The sequence below is a fragment of the Plantactinospora alkalitolerans genome (assembly GCF_015690345.1).
Classification (GTDB): Bacteria; Actinomycetota; Actinomycetes; order Mycobacteriales; family Micromonosporaceae; genus Plantactinospora; species Plantactinospora alkalitolerans.
On the sequence record NZ_JADPUN010000324.1, the window covers coordinates 1 to 19,429 of the forward strand.

Annotated in this window: 16 protein-coding genes and 1 pseudogene; 8 read left to right on the forward strand and 9 right to left on the reverse strand. The window is 70.6% G+C overall.

What is annotated here, in order from left to right; genetic code table 11:
• Together I0C86_RS35260 and I0C86_RS35265 are read right to left on the reverse strand one after the other, a co-directional pair.
• Positions 1–2,922 (reverse strand): non-ribosomal peptide synthetase (locus tag I0C86_RS35260; RefSeq protein ID WP_323374041.1); only part of this gene is annotated, 2,922 nt, incomplete at its 3' end.
• 85 nt (positions 2,923–3,007) lie between these two features.
• A complete protein-coding gene (locus I0C86_RS35265) occupies positions 3,008–4,033 on the reverse strand; it encodes an iron-siderophore ABC transporter substrate-binding protein (RefSeq protein ID WP_196205643.1) in 1,026 nt (341 codons plus the stop codon).
• Between the two features lie 238 nt (positions 4,034–4,271).
• Between I0C86_RS35265 and I0C86_RS35270 the strand changes: the two genes are divergently transcribed.
• The 3 genes from I0C86_RS35270 (at position 4,272) to I0C86_RS35280 (ending at position 7,341) form a co-directional block, all read left to right on the forward strand.
• A complete protein-coding gene (locus tag I0C86_RS35270) occupies positions 4,272–5,348 on the forward strand; it encodes a FecCD family ABC transporter permease (protein ID WP_323374042.1) in 1,077 nt (358 codons plus the stop codon).
• Between the two features lie 3 nt (positions 5,349–5,351).
• A complete protein-coding gene (locus tag I0C86_RS35275; protein ID WP_196205644.1) occupies positions 5,352–6,416 on the forward strand; it encodes a FecCD family ABC transporter permease in 1,065 nt (354 codons plus the stop codon).
• Positions 6,417–6,486: 70 nt separating this feature from the next.
• A complete protein-coding gene (locus I0C86_RS35280) occupies positions 6,487–7,341 on the forward strand; it encodes an ABC transporter ATP-binding protein (protein WP_407676386.1) in 855 nt (284 codons plus the stop codon).
• A gap of 71 nt (positions 7,342–7,412) precedes the next feature.
• Here I0C86_RS35280 and I0C86_RS35285 read toward each other — a convergent pair whose 3' ends face one another.
• Positions 7,413–8,138, reverse strand: a complete 726-nt coding sequence (locus tag I0C86_RS35285; protein ID WP_196205645.1) for a restriction endonuclease — start codon at positions 8,136–8,138, stop codon at positions 7,413–7,415.
• 79 nt (positions 8,139–8,217) lie between these two features.
• Positions 8,218–8,544: a DivIVA domain-containing protein gene (locus tag I0C86_RS35290; protein WP_196205646.1), complete on the reverse strand. Its 327-nt coding sequence runs from the start codon at positions 8,542–8,544 to the stop codon at positions 8,218–8,220.
• Between the two features lie 455 nt (positions 8,545–8,999).
• On the opposite strand from I0C86_RS35290, the gene I0C86_RS35295 reads away from it, so the two are divergent.
• Together I0C86_RS35295 and I0C86_RS35300 are read left to right on the forward strand one after the other, a co-directional pair.
• Positions 9,000–10,487, forward strand: a complete 1,488-nt coding sequence (locus tag I0C86_RS35295) for an endo-1,4-beta-xylanase (protein ID WP_196205647.1) — start codon at positions 9,000–9,002, stop codon at positions 10,485–10,487.
• Positions 10,488–10,730: 243 nt separating this feature from the next.
• A complete protein-coding gene (locus tag I0C86_RS35300; RefSeq protein ID WP_196205648.1) occupies positions 10,731–11,375 on the forward strand; it encodes a hypothetical protein in 645 nt (214 codons plus the stop codon).
• Between the two features lie 99 nt (positions 11,376–11,474).
• Here the strand turns inward: I0C86_RS35300 and I0C86_RS35305 are convergent, their stop codons facing one another.
• Positions 11,475–12,149 (reverse strand): nucleoside/nucleotide kinase family protein, encoded by a 675-nt coding sequence (locus tag I0C86_RS35305; RefSeq protein ID WP_196205649.1) that lies wholly within the window; start codon positions 12,147–12,149, stop codon positions 11,475–11,477.
• Between the two features lie 83 nt (positions 12,150–12,232).
• On the opposite strand from I0C86_RS35305, the pseudogene I0C86_RS45620 reads away from it, so the two are divergent.
• Positions 12,233–12,526, forward strand: a pseudogene (locus tag I0C86_RS45620) (DUF4240 domain-containing protein); the annotation flags it as partial.
• A 150-nt stretch (positions 12,527–12,676) separates the two neighbouring features.
• On the opposite strand, the gene I0C86_RS35315 reads toward I0C86_RS45620, so the two are convergent.
• On the reverse strand, positions 12,677–13,357 hold the full coding sequence (locus I0C86_RS35315) for a hypothetical protein (protein WP_196205650.1): 681 nt from the start codon (positions 13,355–13,357) through the stop codon (positions 12,677–12,679).
• Between the two features lie 802 nt (positions 13,358–14,159).
• The gene (gene mptB, locus I0C86_RS35320; protein WP_196205651.1) at positions 14,160–15,737 is read right to left on the reverse strand and encodes a polyprenol phosphomannose-dependent alpha 1,6 mannosyltransferase MptB; all 1,578 of its coding nucleotides are present in this window, start codon (positions 15,735–15,737) and stop codon (positions 14,160–14,162) included.
• A gap of 137 nt (positions 15,738–15,874) precedes the next feature.
• On the opposite strand from mptB, the gene I0C86_RS35325 reads away from it, so the two are divergent.
• Entirely contained in the window at positions 15,875–16,177 is a 303-nt protein-coding gene (locus tag I0C86_RS35325; protein WP_196205652.1) for a hypothetical protein, read from the forward strand.
• Positions 16,178–16,180: 3 nt separating this feature from the next.
• On the opposite strand, the gene I0C86_RS35330 is transcribed toward I0C86_RS35325, so the two are convergent.
• Positions 16,181–17,545, reverse strand: a complete 1,365-nt coding sequence (locus tag I0C86_RS35330) for a lysine N(6)-hydroxylase/L-ornithine N(5)-oxygenase family protein (RefSeq protein WP_196205653.1) — start codon at positions 17,543–17,545, stop codon at positions 16,181–16,183.
• Positions 17,546–17,755: 210 nt separating this feature from the next.
• On the opposite strand from I0C86_RS35330, the gene I0C86_RS35335 reads away from it, so the two are divergent.
• Entirely contained in the window at positions 17,756–18,715 is a 960-nt protein-coding gene (locus I0C86_RS35335) for a methionyl-tRNA formyltransferase (protein ID WP_196205654.1), read from the forward strand.
• 224 nt (positions 18,716–18,939) lie between these two features.
• On the opposite strand, the gene I0C86_RS35340 is transcribed toward I0C86_RS35335, so the two are convergent.
• Positions 18,940–19,429: PPC domain-containing DNA-binding protein (locus I0C86_RS35340; protein ID WP_230395314.1), on the reverse strand; the 490-nt coding region annotated here is incomplete at its 5' end.

Below are 19,429 nucleotides of genomic sequence, written 5' to 3' on the forward strand. Positions count from 1 at the left end.
GTGCAGCGGCACGAACGCGGCGGGCACCATGTGGTCGGGCAACCAACTCCGGGCGTACGTCCGCAGCGCCGCCATCAGCGCGGCGACGTCCCGGAACGGCGCCGGCCGGTTGGCGTACCGGGCCAGGTCGGTCGGATCGGCCGAGCCGGTCGGGTCGGATCCGGCTGCCGAGCCGGTCGGGGACGGGCCGGGTCGGTAGGCCGGGCCGGAGGCTGCCGCCCCCGCACTGCTGAGGATCAGGTCGAGGCTGCCGTCGTCGGCCGTACCGGACCAGGTGACGGCGACGTCGTAGCCGAGCCGCCCGGCCAGCTCGTACACCGCTTCCGGGTCGACGGTCGCCGGATCGGGCGCCTCGGCGTCGCCGGACAGCTTCCGGTACGCGGCGAGGTCGGCGTCCAGCCGCGCGTTCGGTACCCCGGTGACCCGCAGTGCGACCGGCCGCTCCCGGTCCAGCCGCTCGACCAGCCCGGTCAGCTCGGCGTGTCCGCTCGGCCCGGCGTTCCCGCTCGGCCCGGCGTTTCCGCTCGGCCCGGCGTTTCCGCTCGGCCCGGCGTTTCCGCTCCAGGACAGCTCGACGAGGTCATCGCCGCCAGGTCCGTACGCAGTGGTGCCGTCCGCCGCGTCGGGTTCCGGTGCGGCGCCGGTCCGCAGCACCACGTCGTAGCGGTAGCGGGTCAGTTCGTTGTGGTCCCGGCCCCGTTTCACCCACAGGTCGACGTCGCCGATCGCCGGCACCACCCCGGCCAGGGCCGGGAAGAAGTCGGGGTCGAGCAGCAGTTCGCCCTCCCAGTGCAGGCTCTGCTCGACGGCGGCCAGCGCGGCGTCCGTGCCGTCGTCCCCGGGCCGGCGGCGCCCGGCCTCGATCGCGCCGCGCAGCGTCCGGTGCAGCCGCAGGTTGCGTACGTCGCCGACGAAGACGGTTCCGCCGGGCGCCAACAGCCCAACCGCCTCGCGCAGCACGTCGACCAGGTAGTCGACGCTGGGAAAGTACTGGACCACCGAGTTCAGCACGATGGTGTCGAAGAAGCCGGTGGGCAGCCCGTCGGTCACGTCGGCGGGTTGGGCCCGCAACTCGATCCGGCCGGCCAGTTCGGGAACGTCGGCGACCTGGCCGCGCAGCGCCTCGACGGCCGCCCCGGACAGGTCGGTCCCCCAGTACGACTCCACCTGCGGCGCCAGCCGGGCCAGCAGCAGGCCGCTGCCGACACCGATCTCCAGCACCCGGCGCGGCCGGAGCGCGAGGATCCGGCGTACCGTCTGGTCCCGCCAGTCGCGCATCTGGTCCAGTGGAATCGGCTGGCCGTCGTAGCTGCTGTTCCAGCCGGTGAAGTTCTCCCCGAACCGCTCGGTACGCCCGGCCGTGTAGAGCAGTTCGTGCAGCCGCTCCCACTGCGCCACCCGGTCGGACTCCGCGTCGGCGTCCCGGTCCGGCGTCCGCTCCCCGTCCAGCGCCGGTACCACGTACGCGGCGAGCCGCTGGTCACCCGACCGCCCCTGGCGGGCCAGTACGGCAACCTGGCCGACCGCCGGATGCTGGGCGAGCACGGACTCGATCTCCCCCGGTTCGATCCGGTAACCACGGATCTTCACCTGGTCGTCGGCCCGACCCAGGAACTCCAGTCGTCCGTCGGGCAGCCAGCGCACCAGGTCACCGGTCCGGTAGAGCCGGCCACCGGCCGGGCCGTACGGGTCGGCGACGAACCGCTGGGCGGTCAGTCCCGGCTGGCCGAGGTAGCCCCGGGCCAGGCCGGGCCCGCCGAGGTACAGCTCGCCGGTCGCGCCCACCGGCACCGGTTGGAGGGCGGCGTCGAGCACGTAGCAGCGGGTACCCGGATCAGGGCGGCCGATCGGCACCACGCCCCCGGGCGGCGTGTCGGGGTCGCACTCGCCGAGGGTCGAGTTCACGGTCGCCTCGGTCGGCCCGTACGCGTTGAACATCGGCCGGTCCCGGGCCCATCGGGCGACCAGTTCCGGGGAGACCCGCTCGGTGCCGGCGAGCAGGGTCGCCCTGGCCGGCAGGGACAGGTCCCTGGGCATCGCGGCCAGCAGTGCGGGCGGCAAGATCATGAAGGTCACGCCGTGCCGGTGGGCGTACTCGGTCAGCGCCGGGCCGGGCACCCGACGGTCGGCCGGCACGACCACCAGCCGGCCGCCGGAGAGCAGGCCCAGGCAGAGGTCCCAGAACGCCACGTCGAAGCTGGGCGAGGCGAACTGGAGAACCCGGCTGTCCGGCCCCACGCCGAGCCGGGCCGACTGGGTGGCCACCAGCTTTGCCACCCCGGCGTGCGAGACGACCACGCCCTTGGGGCGGCCGGTCGACCCGGAGGTGTAGATGACGTACGCCGCGTTCTCCGGCGTCAGCCGGGTGCCCCGGTCGGCGTCGGTCGGATCACGGTCGAGCCGAGCACTGCCGGACATCTCGCCCGGCTGATCGTTGTCGGACACCTCGTCGAGCAGCAGCCGGGGCAGGTCCGGGGTGTCCGGTAGGCCTCCGGCGAGCGCGGCGGTGCTGACCAGACAGACCGGCCGGGCGTCGGCCAGCATGAAGCCGATCCGCTCGGCCGGGTAGTCCTGGTCCACCGGCAGGTAGGCGCCGCCGGCCTTGAGGACCGCCACCTCGGCCACGATCATTTCCACCGAACGGGGCAGGCAGAGCGCGACGACCCGTTCCGGCCCGACCCCACGGGCCAGCAGTGCGTGCGCCAGCCGGTTGGCCCGGGCGTCCAACTCGGCGTACGTCAGTTCGACGTCCTCGCAGACCACCGCCACCGCTCCGGGCGCCCGCCGGACCTGCTGCGCGAACAGGTCCGGCCAGGTCGCCGGGGCCGCCGGGCGGACTGTCTCGTTCCACTCGACAAGGATCCGTTGCCGCTCCACCGTGTTCAGCTCGCCGTCCGCGCTGTTCAGGTCACTTTTGGGCACGACGGAATACCGCCTCTCGAAAGCGGATGGAAGGAAGCGGGTGGCGCCGGGCGGTCGGAGTCGGAGAACTGCCGATGGCGGGCGGTCAGCCGTCGCCGAGCAGCGGCAGAATCTGGTCCAGCGCGTACGGGACACTCAGCACGGTGCTGAACGAGAGCGCACCACCGAGCGGCGGATTCTCGTACGGCAGGAAGACCGCCCGGTTCTGCTTGGCCACGTCGAGGGTGGAGTAGACCTTGTCCGCCTTCACCCGGGGCTCAGCGCTGGCGTCCGAGGTCAGGAACAGCAGCCTGTCGACGTCGACCAGATCGAGCCGTTCGGAGCCGATCTCGGCGGCGTACTCCTTGCCGGCCGCCTGCACGATGGTGTCCGGCACCGTGAAGCCGAGTTGGGTCATGAAGACGACCTTCGGGTCGCTCGGCGCGAACACCGCGTACTTGCCGGCCTCGTACGGGTCGACCACCGCGACGCTCTTGCCCGCGAACCCGGGGTGCTCCTGCCGGGCCTTGGCGAACCGGGCGTCGACGTCGGCGATCAGCTTGTCGGCCTGGGCGGGCCTGCCGAGCGCCTGACCGGCCAGCCGGGTCATGTCCTGCCACGGGGCGGCGTAGTCCGCGAAGCCCTTCGGCTGGGCGACGGTCGGCGCGAGCTTGGACAACTGCCCGTACTGCTCCTGCGTCATCCCGGAGTAGAGGCCGATGATCAGGTCCGGGTTGAGGGCGGCGATCTTCTCCATGTTGTAGTCGTCGCGTTCGCCGACGATCTCCGGCGGGGTGCTGCCCCACAGCGGCTGGGCCCAGGGCCACTTGCCGTACGGCCGCTCCAGGAACCAGTCGATGGCACCCACCGGCACGGTGCCGAGGGCGAGCACCGGATCCTGGTCGCTGAGCCCGAGCGTGACGACCCGGGTCGGCTGCTTCGGAATCTCGGTGGTGCCGTACTTGTGGTCGACCCGCACCGGGAAGGCTCCGGCGGTGGCCGAGGGTGCCGGGTCGTCGCTGCCGGTGTCGCCGCACCCGGTGAGGCCGAGGCCGAGTACGGCGACGACCAGGGCCGCCGCCAGTCGGACGACGGGTCGCAAGCGGGTCGCGCGGGCAGGTGTGGTGGACATCGGCTCCTCTTCGAGATGCTCTCCGGCTCCCGCGCTGCGGATTCCGGGCTGTCGGCCGGCTAAGGTACCGCTGCGGTGATAGTAAGGTAATCCTTACCTAACCTCAACCGTTACGGGGCAGAGGGTCCACATCATCGACGATGTGAACTAAGGTATACCTATCCTAAGAAAGATCTTCGCTTTCTCGGTACCAATGCCGGGAGTTGCCTACCGCCCAGCCAGTAGAACGTGAGGACGCGTGACAACGGACCAGGCACCCGCGGTGCGCCGGGCCCAGCCCCGGCCGGGCCGGGCAGCGCGGTTCCGACCCAGCAGGCCGGCCGGACTGTTTCTGGTCGCCACGACCGTCCTGATCGTCCTGTCGCTGGTGTCGATCGCGGTCGGTAGCCGGCAGATTCCCCTCGACCAGGTGATGCAGGCCCTGTTCGACCGGGCCACCATGCGCGGCAGCGATCCGCAGGTCGAGGCGATCGTCTGGGGCGTGCGCATACCCCGTACGCTCCTCGGACTGCTCGTCGGAATGGCACTGGGCCTCTCCGGTGCGCTGATGCAGGGGCTGACCCGCAATCCCCTCGCCGACCCGGGCCTGCTCGGTGTCAGCGCCGGAGCCGCGCTCGGGATCGTCACCGCCATCGCCTGGTTCGGAATCGCCACGCTCTACGGCTACATCTGGTTCGCCTTCGTCGGCGCGCTGGTCGCCAGCATCGTCGTGTACCTGCTGGGCGGTCTCGGCCGAGGCGGCTCCACCCCGGTCAAGGTCGCGCTCGCCGGAGTGGCCATCACCTTCCTGCTCAACTCGGTGACGAGCGCCATCGTGCTGCGCGACCCGGAGGCGCTGGACCGCTACCGGTTCTGGGCAGCCGGCTCGCTCTCCGGACCGGGCACCGACACCGTGCTGCGGTTGCTGCCGTTCCTGGCCGTCGGCGTCGTACTGGCCCTCGCCACCGCACCGGCGCTGAACAGCCTCGCCCTCGGTGACGACGTCGCCGCCGCCCTGGGCCGCCGGGTCGGACTGGTACGCCTCCAGGGCACCCTGGCGGTGACCCTGCTCGCCGGCGCGGCGGTCGCGGTCGCCGGCTCGATCGTCTTCGTCGGCCTGGTGGTCCCGCACGTGGCCCGGCTGATCACCGGCCCGAACCACCGCTGGCTGCTGCCGTTCACCATGATCCTCGCGCCGAGCCTGCTGCTGCTCGCCGACATCGTCGGCCGGGTCATCGCCCGGCCCAGCGAGGTCGGGGTCGGCATCATCTCCGCCTTCATCGGCGGCCCGTTCTTCATCGCACTGGTACGCCGACGCCGGCTCGCGGAGCTCTGAGCCGTGTCTCTCGTGGAACTGAACCGGACCGGCCGACGGACCGCCTTCCGGATCACCAGGACACCGGTCTCCGGCGTGCTGCGGCCCCGGCTGCTGCTCTGCTGCGTCGGGCTCACCGTCGCGCTGTTCGTGGTCTTCTGCGTCGGCATCGCGACCGGGGACTACCCGATGAACCCGCTCCGGGTGGTGCCGGCACTCTGGGGTTCCGGCGACGCCGGCCAGGTCTTCATCGTGCGGGAGCTCCGGCTGCCCCGGGCGCTGACCGCCGTGCTGGCCGGTGCGGCGTTCGCGGTCTCCGGAGCCGTCTTTCAGACCATCACCCGCAACCCGCTGGCCAGCCCCGACATGATCGGCATCAACGCCGGCGCCACCACCGCCGTGGTCGCCGGGATCGTGATCGGCGGTACCGGGCTCGGCCTGCCGACGCTCGGGCTGGTCGGCGGGCTGGCCACCGCCGCGGTCATCTACCTTCTGGCCTGGCGCCGGGGCGCGACCGGATACCGGATCGTGCTGGTCGGCATCGCGGTCTCCTGGATGTGCTCCAGCGCCACCGACTATCTGCTGACCCGGGCTCAGCTGGCCGAGGCGCAGACGGCGATCGGCTGGCTGGTCGGCAACCTCAACGGGCGCGGCTGGGAGACGGTGCGGCCGCTGGCCGTCGCGGTCGCCGTACTGCTTCCGGTGACCCTGGTGCTCGGGCGTTGGACCCGTACCCTGCAACTCGGCGACGAGGTGGCCCGGGGCCTCGGCACTCCGGTCCAGGCGGCCCGGCTCTGCCTGGTGATGGTGGGCGTGGCCTTCGTCGCGTTCGCCACCGCGGGCACCGGACCGATCCTCTTCGTGGCGCTCGCCGCACCGCAGATCGCCCAGCGGCTGGCCGGGCTGCCCGCGCCGCCGGTACTGGCCTCCGCGTTGACCGGGGCGCTGATGGTCTCGGCCAGTGACCTGGTTGCCCGCTGGCTCATTCCGGATGTCGACCTGCCGGTCGGCGTGGTCACCGGGGCGCTCGGCGCGGCGTTCCTGCTCTGGCTACTCGTCCGGACCAACCGCGCCGGTTCTGGAGGCTGACGTGACCGTGAATCCGACCCTGACCATCAACGATTCCGGGATCGACGTCCCGCTGCCTGCGCCGACCCCGATCCCGACCGCGACCGCTGCCCAACCGGAACTGCGGACCGCCCAGCCGGAACTGCGGGCCGAACGGCTCCGGCTGGCGTACGGCGACCGGGTCGTCGTCGACGACCTGGACCTGGTGGTACCGCCGGGGCGGATCAGCGTGATCGTCGGCGCGAACGCCTGCGGCAAGTCCACACTGCTCCGGGCGCTGGCCCGGCTGCTCGCCCCGGAGGCGGGCAGCGTCCGGCTCGACGGCCGGGCAATCCACTCCCTGCCCACCCGGCAGGTCGCCCGGCAGGTCGGCATTCTGCCGCAGGCGCCGGTCGCGCCGGACGGGCTGACCGTGCTCGACCTGGTCGGCCGGGGTCGCTCCCCGCACCAGACCTGGTGGCGGCAGTGGTCGCCGGCCGACGAACGCGCGGTGGCCGAGGCGCTCGCCGCGACCGGCGTCACCGACCTGGCGGACCGTCCGGTCGACGAACTCTCCGGCGGTCAGCGGCAGCGGGCCTGGATCGCGATGGCGGTCGCCCAGCAGACCCCGGTGCTGCTGCTGGACGAGCCCACCACCTTCCTCGACCTGTCCCACCAGATCGACGTGCTGGACCTGGTCGTCGACCTCAACCGCCGGGACGGCCGGACCGTGGTGATGGTGCTGCACGACCTCAACCAGGCGTGCCGGTACGCCGATCATGTCATCGCGATGAAGGCCGGCCGGATCGTCGCCCAGGGCGAACCGGCAAACGTGATCACCGCCGGCCTCGTCGACGAGGTCTTCGACGTCCGGTGCGAGGTGACCGTCGATCCGCTGACCGGCACCCCGCTGGTCATCCCCACCAGCCGCCACCATCCTCGGGGAGCGGCCGTAGCGCGGGCCTGATCGTCAATACCGGGTGACCGTCAATACCGGGTGACCGTCAATACCGGGTGACCGTCAATACCGGGTGACCGTCAATACCGGGTGATCGTCGCCGGTGTCGAGCCGGTGTGGGCCCAGGCCGCCAGGGCCGACCGGTCGACCAGCCCGATGCCCAGCTCGCGGGCGAGCCGGAGCCCGTCGCCGGCCGCGAAGAACCCGTTGGTCACGATCACGCAGATCTCGCCACGGTGAATGCTGCGGCAGGTCCCGGCGAACTTCTGGATCGCCGCGCTACCGACCCGGTTCGTCGGCCCGTGCCGCTTGCACTGCACGACGACGCGCCGGCCGTCGGGCGCATTCGCCACGATGTCCGCCCCGCGATCCGCCGCGCCCCCGCAGACCCGGACGCCGGTGAACCCGGACCGACGGAGGACGCCCGCCACCCACTCCTCGAACTCCGGACCGGTCATCGTGTCCGTGGCCCCGACGTGCCGAGCCCGCTCGCGCTCCGCCACCGCCTGCCGGGCGCGCGCCCGGAACAACACGGTCAGGACGCCGATCCCGACGGCCACCAGCCCGACCGCGATCAGGGCGGACCAGACCGGATGGCGCTGGACGAACTCGGTGATCATCCAGGCGGCGGCCAGGGCACCGCCGATCCCGGCGAGCCACCAACCGGACCGCTCCGACGCGGCCGGCCGGGACGGGCGCCGTCGGGCGTACGGCCGGCGGGACCGGCCACCGCCGGGACGCCGGGACCGGTAGTGGCCTCTGACCCGGGTACCGTCCCGTCGTCGGTACGAACTGACTCGCGGCATCGACACTCCCGTTACGAGGGGTAGTCCCAGTGTGACCATCGGGTGCGACACTTCCCGCCCGGCCGCTTTGTGCCGTTGATCAGCTCCGGAACATCGGACCGCCGAACGGATACCTCGGACCCCCGCCGCCGACGGCGGACTCGATCCGCCCGAGCCGGGCCTTGATCTCCTCGAGATGGGCGAGCACCACACCCGGCGGGTCGAGTGACCCGGCGACCGTCGATGGTGGAGTGCCGATGGTGCCCGACTGCGCCCGCAGGTTCGCGACCTCCTCGGTCAGCGCGGCGATGGTGCTCTCGACCTCCTCCAGGAACTCGTCGACCTGCTGCTCGTCGTACCCGCGCCGGCCGAGCGCCGGCTTCTTGAAAGCGATGTTCCGCACGTCCGACGGAGTCAGGTTGGACATCGGCCGATCCTTCCGTCCCGAGGTGGAGCCCGATGGTATCGACGCCGGACAAGATCCCGGACCGCGCAAGGTTGCGGTTCTTCCGAGGGCCGGTGTCTGCGGCCGCCGGTCGAGCTGGAACGATTCGATCTGGACATCGATGAACATGACTTGACACACGTATGACGTCTGATCTACGTTTCTCGAATCGGGTTCGCCGGGCCGTGTGGAGATCCCTATCCGAACCCCGCCAGCCGGACGTACGCCAGCGGTTTCGTTCGGATCTGCGTTGCCGCCGCCGACGGAAGGGACGCGTTCGGTCGGTGCCGATCGGGCCACGATCCCCGCAGGCCGGTACGACCGTGAGGGTCCAGGCGCGAGCTTGGTGCTCCGGGTCGTCGACGTACAGCGATCTGCCGGTTCCGTTCCCTCGTACGGCAACGATCCAGACAGAACATCGAGGAGGAAGCGCACAGATGAACAACGTTCCCACTCACCCGAGACGCCGTACCGGCGGTCGCGCGAGACTGCTGCTCGGTGGTGCCTGCGCCGTGGTGATCGCCGTGTCCTCAGTGGCCGTAGTCACGATCGCCCACGCCGATCTCACCGGCCCACCCGGAACCACCCTGAAGGCTGCCGCCGAGCGGAGTGGCCGGTACTTCGGCATGGCCATGGGGGCAGACCGCCTCAGCGACTCAGGCTTCCAGGCTATCGCGCGCCGCGAGTTCGACATGCTGACGGCCGTCAACGAGATGAAGCCCGACGCGACCGAGCCCAGCCCGGGCCAGTTCAACTTCACGAACGCCGACAGGCTCTACAACTTCGGCATCCAGAACGGCATGCGGGTCCGCGGCCACACCCTCGCCTGGCACGCACAGCAGCCGAGCTTCTGGCGGAATCTCAGCGGCAGCGCCCTGCGCAACGCGATGATCAGCCACATCAACGGCGTCATGGCCCACTACCGAGGCAAGATCTTCCAGTGGGACGTGGTCAACGAGGCCTTCGAGGAGAACGGCTCCCGGCGGAACTCGAACCTGCAGGCCACCGGTAACGACTGGATCGAAGCGGCGTTCCGGGCCGCCGACGCCGCCGATCCGGCCGCGGGATTGTGCTACAACGACTACAACATCGAGAACTGGACCTACGGCAAGACGCAGGGCGTCTACCGGATGGTGCAGGACTTCAAGAACCGTGGTGTGCCGATCGACTGCGTCGGCCTGCAGACCCACTTCACCGGTGGCAGCTCACTGCCGGCCAACTTCCAGCAGACGCTGTCCAGCTTCGCCGCCCTCGGGGTGGACGTGGTCCTGACCGAGGCCGACGTCACCAACGCGTCAACCAGCCAGTACCAGGGACTGACCCAGGCCTGCATGAACGTTCCCCGCTGCCTCGGCATCACGACGTGGGGCATACGGGACAGCGACTCCTGGCGCGGCAACGAGAACCCGCTGCTGTTCGACCGCAACAGCAACCCCAAGTCCGCGTACACCTCCGTCCTCAACGCCCTCAATGCCGCCTCCACCACGGTGCCAGGCACGGGCACCCCGACCAGCACCCCGACCAGCACGCCAACCGCGACGCCAACCAGCACCCCGACCGCGACGCCAACCAGCACGCCGCCCGTCACTCCGACCAGCACGCCGCCCGTCACCGGCCAACCGGGCGCCTGCACCGCGACGTTCCGCATGGCCAACAGCTGGAGCGGCGGCTTCCAGGGCGAGGTCACCGTGGCCAACAACGGCGCCGCCACCCTCAGCGGCTGGACCGTACACCTGACGCTGGCCAGCGGGCAGACCATCGTCAACGTCTGGAACGGCACCAACACCGGCACCAGCGGCGCGGTCAGCGTCCGCAACGCCGCGTACAACGGCACCCTCGGCGCGAACGCCTCGACGAACTTCGGCTTCATCCTCAGTGGGAGCACCAACGCGGCACCCAGCAACATCTCGTGCACCAGCCCCTGACCGACTGACGACACGAACCAGCCCCTTCGCACCAGGACCCTGGCAGGGCCCGGAGCCGCCGGCTCCGGGCCCTGTGCCATCGTCGTCGGCATGCCCACGGGAGAGCGAGAACGCTCATCGCACCACGACCGTAAAAAACGGCGAGTTGTACGCGGACCTGCTGATCAGCCCGTGGGAGCGGGAGTTCTATCTCGTGTTCCCCGCTGGCCGGCCCAGCCTTCCGCACTGCATAGAGGTAGTGGATTGAACCCCGATCTGCGGGAACTCATCGAGGAGCTGCGCACCGACCTGGTGGCGGACGAGGACAACACCGTCAGCTGGGGAAAGATCAGCGCAGGCGCGCCGACCGACAAGATTCCGGCAGAGGTACCGCAGCCGGTACGCGAACTGATGGAGGTCGCCGAGAGCATCGCGGCCGGCGGGTTCTACCTGCCCGGCATCTCCTCCTCAGCCCGTATGCAGGGCGGTCTGAAGATCATGCCGGAATACACCGGCGTCGCCGCCGAGCCCGACGAGTGGTTCTACCTCGGGCGCCTCCAGGAAGAGCCGCTGCTGCTGCGGCGCGACTCCGGCGCGGTCTGGTACTTCCCGCAGACCAGCACCGACGAGTGGTTCATGCGCGAGGCTTTCCAGGAGATCGCCCCGGGCCTGGACTCTTTCCTCGCCTATTACGTGTTCGGCGCGGGCTACGCCGAGATCGGCAATGACGATGACGACTGGTGGCGGTTCCTTGAGGAGCAGGACCTGACCGCCCCGGCGAGCAGGAGGACGAATGAGCGTGACGCTGGCGGAACTCACCGCGCTCTGCGGGGTCCAACAGCGATGGTGGCACGGCAGGCACGGGACTCCCGTCGATCACTGAGCGTAGAGAACTCCGATGATCGATGAGCCCCGTGCCTGTTCACCATCCCCGTCCCGCTATGTGCCCGGATCAGCACCTGCTGCCGGTCGCTCGTACTCGATTCCCCTGAACTGGATTGAGTGCGGTCAGTGTGGCTGGGTGTCCCAGATCGGCAGCTGGGGCTCGTCGTTGTGCACGACGATGTTGGCGAGATGGGTCGGGCGGACCGTCGCGAAGTAGAACTGTTGGGAGGGGATGTAACGCTCGCGCCAGCGCCGTTCGACGTCGGCCCGCGATGACATCCGGCGCTCTCGGATCACGGCGCGATCCACGGTCTTCTCGAGTGCGGTCGACACGAAGATGCGCAGGTCCCACCGATCAATCAGTTCCGGGCGCATGAGAAAGACGCCGTCAAAGACCAGCACGGCGTCGGCTGGGGCAGACATGACCGGCGGGGACAACACGGCATCCGCAGTGCGGTCGTAGACCGCGTGTCGGAAGCGTCGATCTCCCCCTGTGCCGAGCGGATCGAGCAGAACCCGGTTCAGCGCGTCGTAGTCGTGGGTGTCGTGGTAGCAGCCTTCGGCCGAGTACTCGCCGCGCGGATAGCGCTGTGCCCGGGGGAAGAGGAAATCGTCGATCGTCGCGCGGATGACGTCGCGGCCCTGTTCGCGCAAGACGACGGCCAGTTCGTCGGCGAGGGTGGTCTTGCCGGCGGCGGGCGGTCCGTCGACGGCAACCCGCGTCGGGTGTGCGACTGTGACGGACCCGACTGCCTCAGCCAGCCGGCCGAGCAGCTCGTCGCGGGTGCCTTGGTTCATGTCCTGCCCCGTCCTGGTCTCGTGAAGGTCGCCGTGTCCGCCGACCTTATGCGCGCCAACCCTCTCGCGCCTGCCAATGTCCGATGCGGGATGCCGAGCGGTCGGATCTGCTGGACTTCGTCCAGCACCTGTCCGCGACCAGGGAACCGGCGAACACGTTCCGGTTGTGGCGGGCCGTCGACATCCTGGTGGGTGGGCGCTGTGGCGGGGACTCGTTCCACTACTTCCAGATGTGGCTCGTCGGTATCGGCCGTGGGGCGTACAGTGCCGCGATCGCCGATCCGGACAGCCTCGCCGCGCTGCCGGAGGTCCAGCGACTGGCGACTCTGCCGAAGCCGTGGCAGGACGACGACTACCCGGACTGGGAGTCGCTGGAGTACGTCGCCTGCGAGGTCGGCGCGGAGCGTCCCGACATCCTCGCCGATGTCCGTGACGTGGTGACCGAGGAGCGCCGGGTACGGCTGCGGTTCGACTGGTCCGTTCCGGACAAACGTTGTCGCTCGGCGAGCCCACTGCCGAGCCCGCAGTTACATGACGCCGATCGGGTAACTGATGGTGGCGATGTCTTCCCTCAGATCGGCGAGGGTGAGTCGGGGATTCAGTGCCTGAATCAGGGTGTCGGTCAGCGGCCGGTGGGCGACGACGTGCTCGACTGCCGCCCGGTCCACTTCGATCTCGTAGTAGTCGCTGGCGAACTCGACGAACCGGTCGACGATGTCGTCGAGCAGGATCTCGAGCATGCCGGACCCGTCCGGCCCGGTGTGGTCGTACGGCCCGGACAGTGGTGGGAAGCTGATTCCTTCGCCGGCGTACCAGCGGTCGTCACCGACCAACCGCCACAGTACGGCGGTGGCGATGAACTGCCCGGACTCATCGCAGAAAGCGGGTTCCGCAACCTGTGGACGCAACACCGCCGGGATGCCGTCCAGCAGCCCCGGCCACAACTCGTGGTCCGGATCGTGGTAGGGCGACATCGCCGATTCATGATCGAACACCCAGATGAACGCGCCATCAGCGGTGAACACGACGGCCCACTCGTCACCGCTGCCGTTGCTCATCAGCGCCGCCTCGTCCGTGCCCCACGTCGAGGTATAGGCGTAGTAGGCTTCCCCACCGTCGATGATGCGTTCAAGCACGGCCAATGCCTTGCAGCGCTGCCGCAGCCGATCGATGGAGGGCAGCCTGGCAGCGATGTCGTACGCGGTCACCGGGTGACCCTACTCGGGCAGGCAGCGACTCGATCACCCACCTGACCGGACGCTGCCGCCGCCCGGACCGCTACGTCAACTGGCTGAGCTTCAGCGTGAGACGTCCACCAGTACCTTGCCGACCGCGCCGGTGCTCGGTTCGGGCTCCTTCGGCTACCTCGCCGGGGGCAACACATTGTTACCGTGCAGGCACCCGGACGCCGGAGGCCGCCATGACGGAATCGATACGGGTCGAACCCGATGCGCCGCGGCGGGCCGGTCACGTGCCGGGTGAACTCGCCACCGAGCTGCGTGGCGTGCGGGACCGGTGGGACAGAGCCACCGGCGATCCGGGCGACACCGACTACGCCCAACTCAGCACGCTGATCAATCGGCTGCGTCGGCTCGGCGCCGGGCAGTTGCCAGAGATCTGGCAGGGGGTTTCCGGAGCGAGCGCCGCCGAACTGGGTCCACACGTCGCCGGGCTCCCCTTCCCCGACCCGACCGCCCTGGACGACCTGGTTCGGGGCCTGACCCGGCTCGTCACCGGATGCATCGAGGTGTACGACCGCAGCATCGTCGCCGCCGACGCCCTCGCCATCGTGCTGGGCGACGTCACCGGAAAGGCCCGGGCCGGCGCGCTGGCCGACTCGACCCTTCCGCTGGTCGACCCTGCTCTCCCCCGGCCGTCCCGGACAGCCGGCGAGGACCGTGACGAGCAGGATGGCTCCGGTCATCCGGGCGGCGCGGTCCGCCACGTCGACAAGCACCGGCCCATCGTGCCGCACCCGACCAAGTCGAACGGCCCCTGCCGCGCTCCGGGTTACCCCGACACCTGCTCCGGGAGGTTCGTCGGTGTCCGGCCGGCCGCCAGGGACGGCAGCCGAGATTTCCGACGGTACCGGCCCGCCCACCGGACGAGCCCCCAGACAATCAGGAGTACGTCGAGCAGCGCGCCCGGAACCTTGGTCTTCGTCACCAGTCCGAGACTGTCCGGCAGGGTGAGGAAGATCAGTGCGGCGGCACCGGCGTACAGCAGCGTCGCAGCCCGTCCCCGGGGTGCGGTGGCCGCCAGCACGGCGACTCCGGCGAGGGCGTACCAGGCGTAGAAGACCGGCCCGAGCAGCGCGGTGGCGAGCAGGGCCATCCCGGCGGCGGTGACCGCCTCGGCCACTCCCCCGCGTACCGCCCGGCGCCACAGCACCGCCAGGACGATGGCCAGCCCGCCCAGTCCGGCCAGTCGGGCCGCCTCGACCGCACCGGCGAACGCCTCCGGCCGGCCCACCATCCGCAGTCCGTACCCGACCGCCATGCCGACACCGGTCGGGATCGACGACCACTGGACATTGCCGGCGGTCGCCGGCCAACTGTGCACGAAGCCGAAGCCGTGCCCGGTCATGCCGGCGAGCAGCACGATGGTGCCGACGGTCGCGCCGGCCAGGACCCCGCCGGCCGCGATCCGACGGCGACCGGTCCGGGCCCACGGCAGCGCGGCGATCGCGAACGGCACGACCACCAGGGCGGTGGCCTTGATCGAGGCGGCGGCGCCGAACGCGGCTCCGGCGAGGACGAGGCGGGTGACGACGAATCGCCAGTCGACGACGCTGGCGCTTCGCCGGTCGGTGGTGGCAGGCGGTGCGGTCGCGGTGAGCGGTGCGGTCGCGGTGAGCGGTGCGGTCGCGGTGAGCGGTGCGGTCGCGGTGAGCGGTGCGGTCGCGGTGAGCGGTCCCACGGCGGCCAGCAGTCCGGCCACGACCAGCCCGGCGAGCAGCGCGTCGTTGTGCGCGCCGGACACGGCGTGCACCAGGGTGAGTGGGCCGAGCGCCCCGAGCCAGACCACCCGGGCGGGTTCCGTGCCGCAGAGCCGGGCCAGCCCGGCCCCGGCGACGGTGGCCAGCAGGACGCCGCCGACCGCCACCAGCCGGAGCACCGTCAGCGCGACCGGCAGGCTCCCGTACGCGACATCGGCGGTGAACCGCTCGACCACCAACCAGAGCGAACCGTACGGCGCCGGTGTGGCCCGCCAGGTCGGTGAGACCCAGTCGAGCCATCGGCACGGCAGCGCGTCCGGCCCGGCGACGTACGGGTCGAGCCCGGCCGCGACGAGTTCTCCCTGGCAGGCGTACGCGTAGATGTCGTGGCTGCCCAGCGGTGGTGCCAGCAGTAGCGGTAGGGCCCAGAGCGCCCCGGTGACCAGCAGCCATCCCGGCGCGGCGACGGTACGCAGCCGCCACCAGACGGCCACCAGCCCGACCGCGCCGACCGCCCAGAGTGCGACGCCGACGCCCCACCCCGGGACACGCGGCGACGGCGCCCCGGCGAGACAGGCGCTCGCCGCCATGGCCAGCGAGCAGGCGAGGCCCAGCCACCGCAGCCGGTTCGGCGAGTACAAGCCCTGCATACGCGCATCGTGGCCAGCACAGGTGAATGCCGCCCGCGCTCCGTGCTACCTGCGGACGAACATCGGCGAACCGTCCGAGACGTCCGGTCAACGCCCGCACCGGTTGGCGAAACCGGCGGCGGGGTACTGGAAACGGCATGGACTGGATGACGTCGATGGCGCTCCTCACCGGCCTGGCCGGGGTGCTCCTGATCGGCTTCGGCGGCTGGATCCTGCTGACCCGGCGCGTCTCCCGGGCCACCCGGAGGTCGTTTCGGAGCCTGACCGACGCCGGCCTCTACATGCTCAGCACGGGTGCGGCGGTGACGCTGCTCGGGCTCGGCAACCTGTTGCGGGCGCAGCACCGGGGTCTGCTGTCGCTCGTCGCCAGCGGATTGGCCCTGCCGCTGTTCGCGGTGGCCTTCTTCCGGTTCCGGCCTGGGCAGACGCCCCGCGAATAGCCGTCACGCGGTGCCGGGGGCGCAGGCGTACTCGGGGTGCCGGTCGGGCGCCGGGTCCGGCACGACGGTCCGGGCGGAGATCGAGGCGAGGATCTCGGCGGCCCGGACGGCGGTGTTGGACAGCAACGAGGAGGAGATGCCGTGGGTGTGTTCGGTACCGCCCTGAAGGTAGATCCCGGCCCGTACCTCCGGCCCGGTACGCAGCCGGTAGTCGCGCTCCACCAGCGCCCGCCCGGACTCGTCCCGCTGGCACACCTGCGCCACCTCGCCGAGCAACTCGAAGGGGTCGACCGGCCGGTAGCCGGTGGCGAAGACCACCACGTCGGCGTCGAGCACCGTCTTCTCGTTGGTCACCAGTGACTCGACCACCGTCCGGACCCCTCCCGGGGTACGGACCGTCTCGACCAGCCGGGACAGGTTGAACATCCGCAGTCGCTCGACGCCGCGTACCTTCTCCTGGTAAACGCGCCGGTACAGCGCGTCGATCAGCTCCTGGTCGACCACGGAGTAGTTGGTGTTGCCGTGGTAGGCGAGCATCATCTCCTTGACGCCCTGCGGCGCCTCGAAGTACTCCTCGACGGCCGCCGGGTCGAAGATCCGGTTGGCGAACGAGCTGTCGTCGGCCGGGCTGTAGCCGTACCGGGAGAAGACGGCACAGACCTCGGCCCGGGGGAACTCGCGGTGCAGGTGGTCGACGGCCTCGGCCGCGCTCTGTCCGGCGCCGACCACGACGAAGCGTGCCGGTGCTGACGGCACCAGGCTCCGGAGGTTCGGCAGCAGGTCACGGTTGTGCCAGATCCGGGTGTCGAGGGTGACGCCCTCGGGCAGGTGGGGCCGCAGGCCGGCGCCCAGCACCAGGTTGCGGGCCCGGTGCACGACCGGCGGGGTGGAACAGGCGCCGGTCCGGGCGGCCACGTCGAAGTGGGTCAGTTCGCCGTCCCGCCACACCGGCCGCACGTCGACGACCTCGTGGGCGTACCGGACCAGGTCGTCGACCTGCGCCGCCGCCCACTCCAGGTAGTCGTGGAACTCGACCCGGGACGGGAACAGGTTCTTGTGGTTGATGAAGTCGGTCAGGCGGCCGCGGCTCTGCAGGTAGCAGAGGAAACTGAATTCGCTGGCCGGATTGCGGAGCGTCACCAGGTCCTTCAGGAACGACACCTGCATGGTGGTGTCGTCGAGCAGCATCCCCCGGTGCCACCCGAATCGGGGTTGGCGTTCCAGGAAGACCGCGCTGTCGACGGGAGCCGCGCGGGGGCCCGCGTTCGCCTCGCGGATGGCGATGGCCAGGGCGAGGTTCGACGGGCCGAATCCGACACCGACGAGATCGTGGACCTGGGGATCATCGCTGCGATTGCTTGGTGACATACCTGTCCCATCAGTCTGCCCGGGCCGGTCGGCCGGCTTGGTGGAGGACTGGATCCCTACGGACCCGGTGCGGCTGGTGCGAACGGTCGACCATCCGCAGCGTTTAGGTTAGGCTAACCTACGCCCTGGTCAAGGACAATATAGACCGCCCGGTAGTTGCTTCCGCGGCAAGCGGGAACGAATGAGGGCGAGGCGAAGAGGAGAGTGTCGATGCGGGTTGTCATGTTCGGCTATCAGACCTGGGGGCATCGCACCCTGGAAGCACTGCTGAACTCCGAACACGAGGTCAGCCTCGTCGTCACCCACCCCAGGAGCGAACACGCGTACGAGAAGATCTGGGACGACTCGGTCGCCGAACTGGCCGAGAAGCACGACGTACCCGTGCTGATCCGCAAGCTTCCCGGTGACGCCGAGCTGATGGACCGACTCCGGCAGGCCGAGCCTGACGTCATCGTGGCCACCAACTGGCGTACCTGGATCCCGCCGGAGATCTTCAACCTGCCGCCGCGCGGCACGCTGAACGTGCACGACTCGCTGCTTCCCGCGTACGCCGGTTTCTCGCCGCTGATCTGGGCGCTGCTCAACGGCGAGCGGGAGGTCGGGGTCACCGCCCACCTGATGGACGAGACCCTCGACGCGGGTGACATCGTGCTGCAACGCGCCGTACCGGTCGGCCCCACCGACACCGCCACCGACCTGTTCCACCGCACCCTGGAACTCTTCGGCCCGATCACCGTGGACGGGCTGGCCCTGATCGCCTCCGGCCGGACCGACTGGCCGAAGCAGGACCGTTCCAAGGCGAGCTTCTTCCACAAGCGGTCGGAAGAGGACATCCGGATCGACTGGACCCGGCCGGTGGACGAGATCGAGCGACTGGTCCGGGCGCAGTCCGACCCGTACCCGAACGCCTTCACGCACCACGACGGCCAGCGGGTGCGGGTCGTCGCCGCCCGGGTCTCGAAGGGCCGCTACGGCGGCACCCCGGGCCGGATCTTCTACCGCGAGGGCGACGGCGTGGTGATCGTCGCCGGGCCCGACGCGCGCTCCGGCCGCGAGCACGGCCTGGCCGTCACCCGGGTACGCACCGACGACGGACAGGACCACGCCGCGACCGACTACTTCCGAACCATGGGCGGCTACCTGACCCGCTACCCCGACGGCCGACTGTAGGCCGCCCCCAGCGGCGCGGTGCCGAGGTCGCTCAGCTGACGCCGGGCTCCACCGTCAGTGTCCCGGCCCGGGCATCGATCGTGGCCCGGTCGCCGAGCGGGACGGTGAGCCGCCCGGACGTCCCTCCGTCGATGGCACGTGGCTCAGGCGTTCGAGCCGGGAACCACATCGTGGTCATCGACGCAGAACGTCCACCGAGGACGGAAGCCGGAAGCGGCCGGCGGTCAGGTGCGGGCGGATCCGGTCAACAGCGCCACCCCCGTCTCCGGATCGACCCGCTTGGCCAGTTCCACCGCGACCTCGGCGACGATCACCTCCAGGGTGGGCCACACCTCGCCACGACGCAGGTGGCCGCCGACGGTGCTGCCGTCCCGGCGACCGAGTACGGCGTGCACGTGCAGGGCCGGCTCGCCATTCACCTCGGCGATGTCGCCGACCAGGGAGAGGACCTCGACCTGTTCCGACACCGGGATCGGAAGGTAGTCCCGGGCCTCCCGGTCGAAGTAGCCGACCTCGGCGTTCTGGAAGCCACCCACGGCGGTCACCTGTGCCGCGCGGATCCCCCGGCGTCGGGCCACCTCGTTCACGGCGGCAACCGCCTCCTCGCCCCGCTCCACCGCGATCACCACCACCCGCCGACCGTCGTTGGCCAACTCGACGTCCCGCATCCGCTCCTCCTCACCCTCGGTGTGCCTCCCCGCCCGCCGTGCTTCC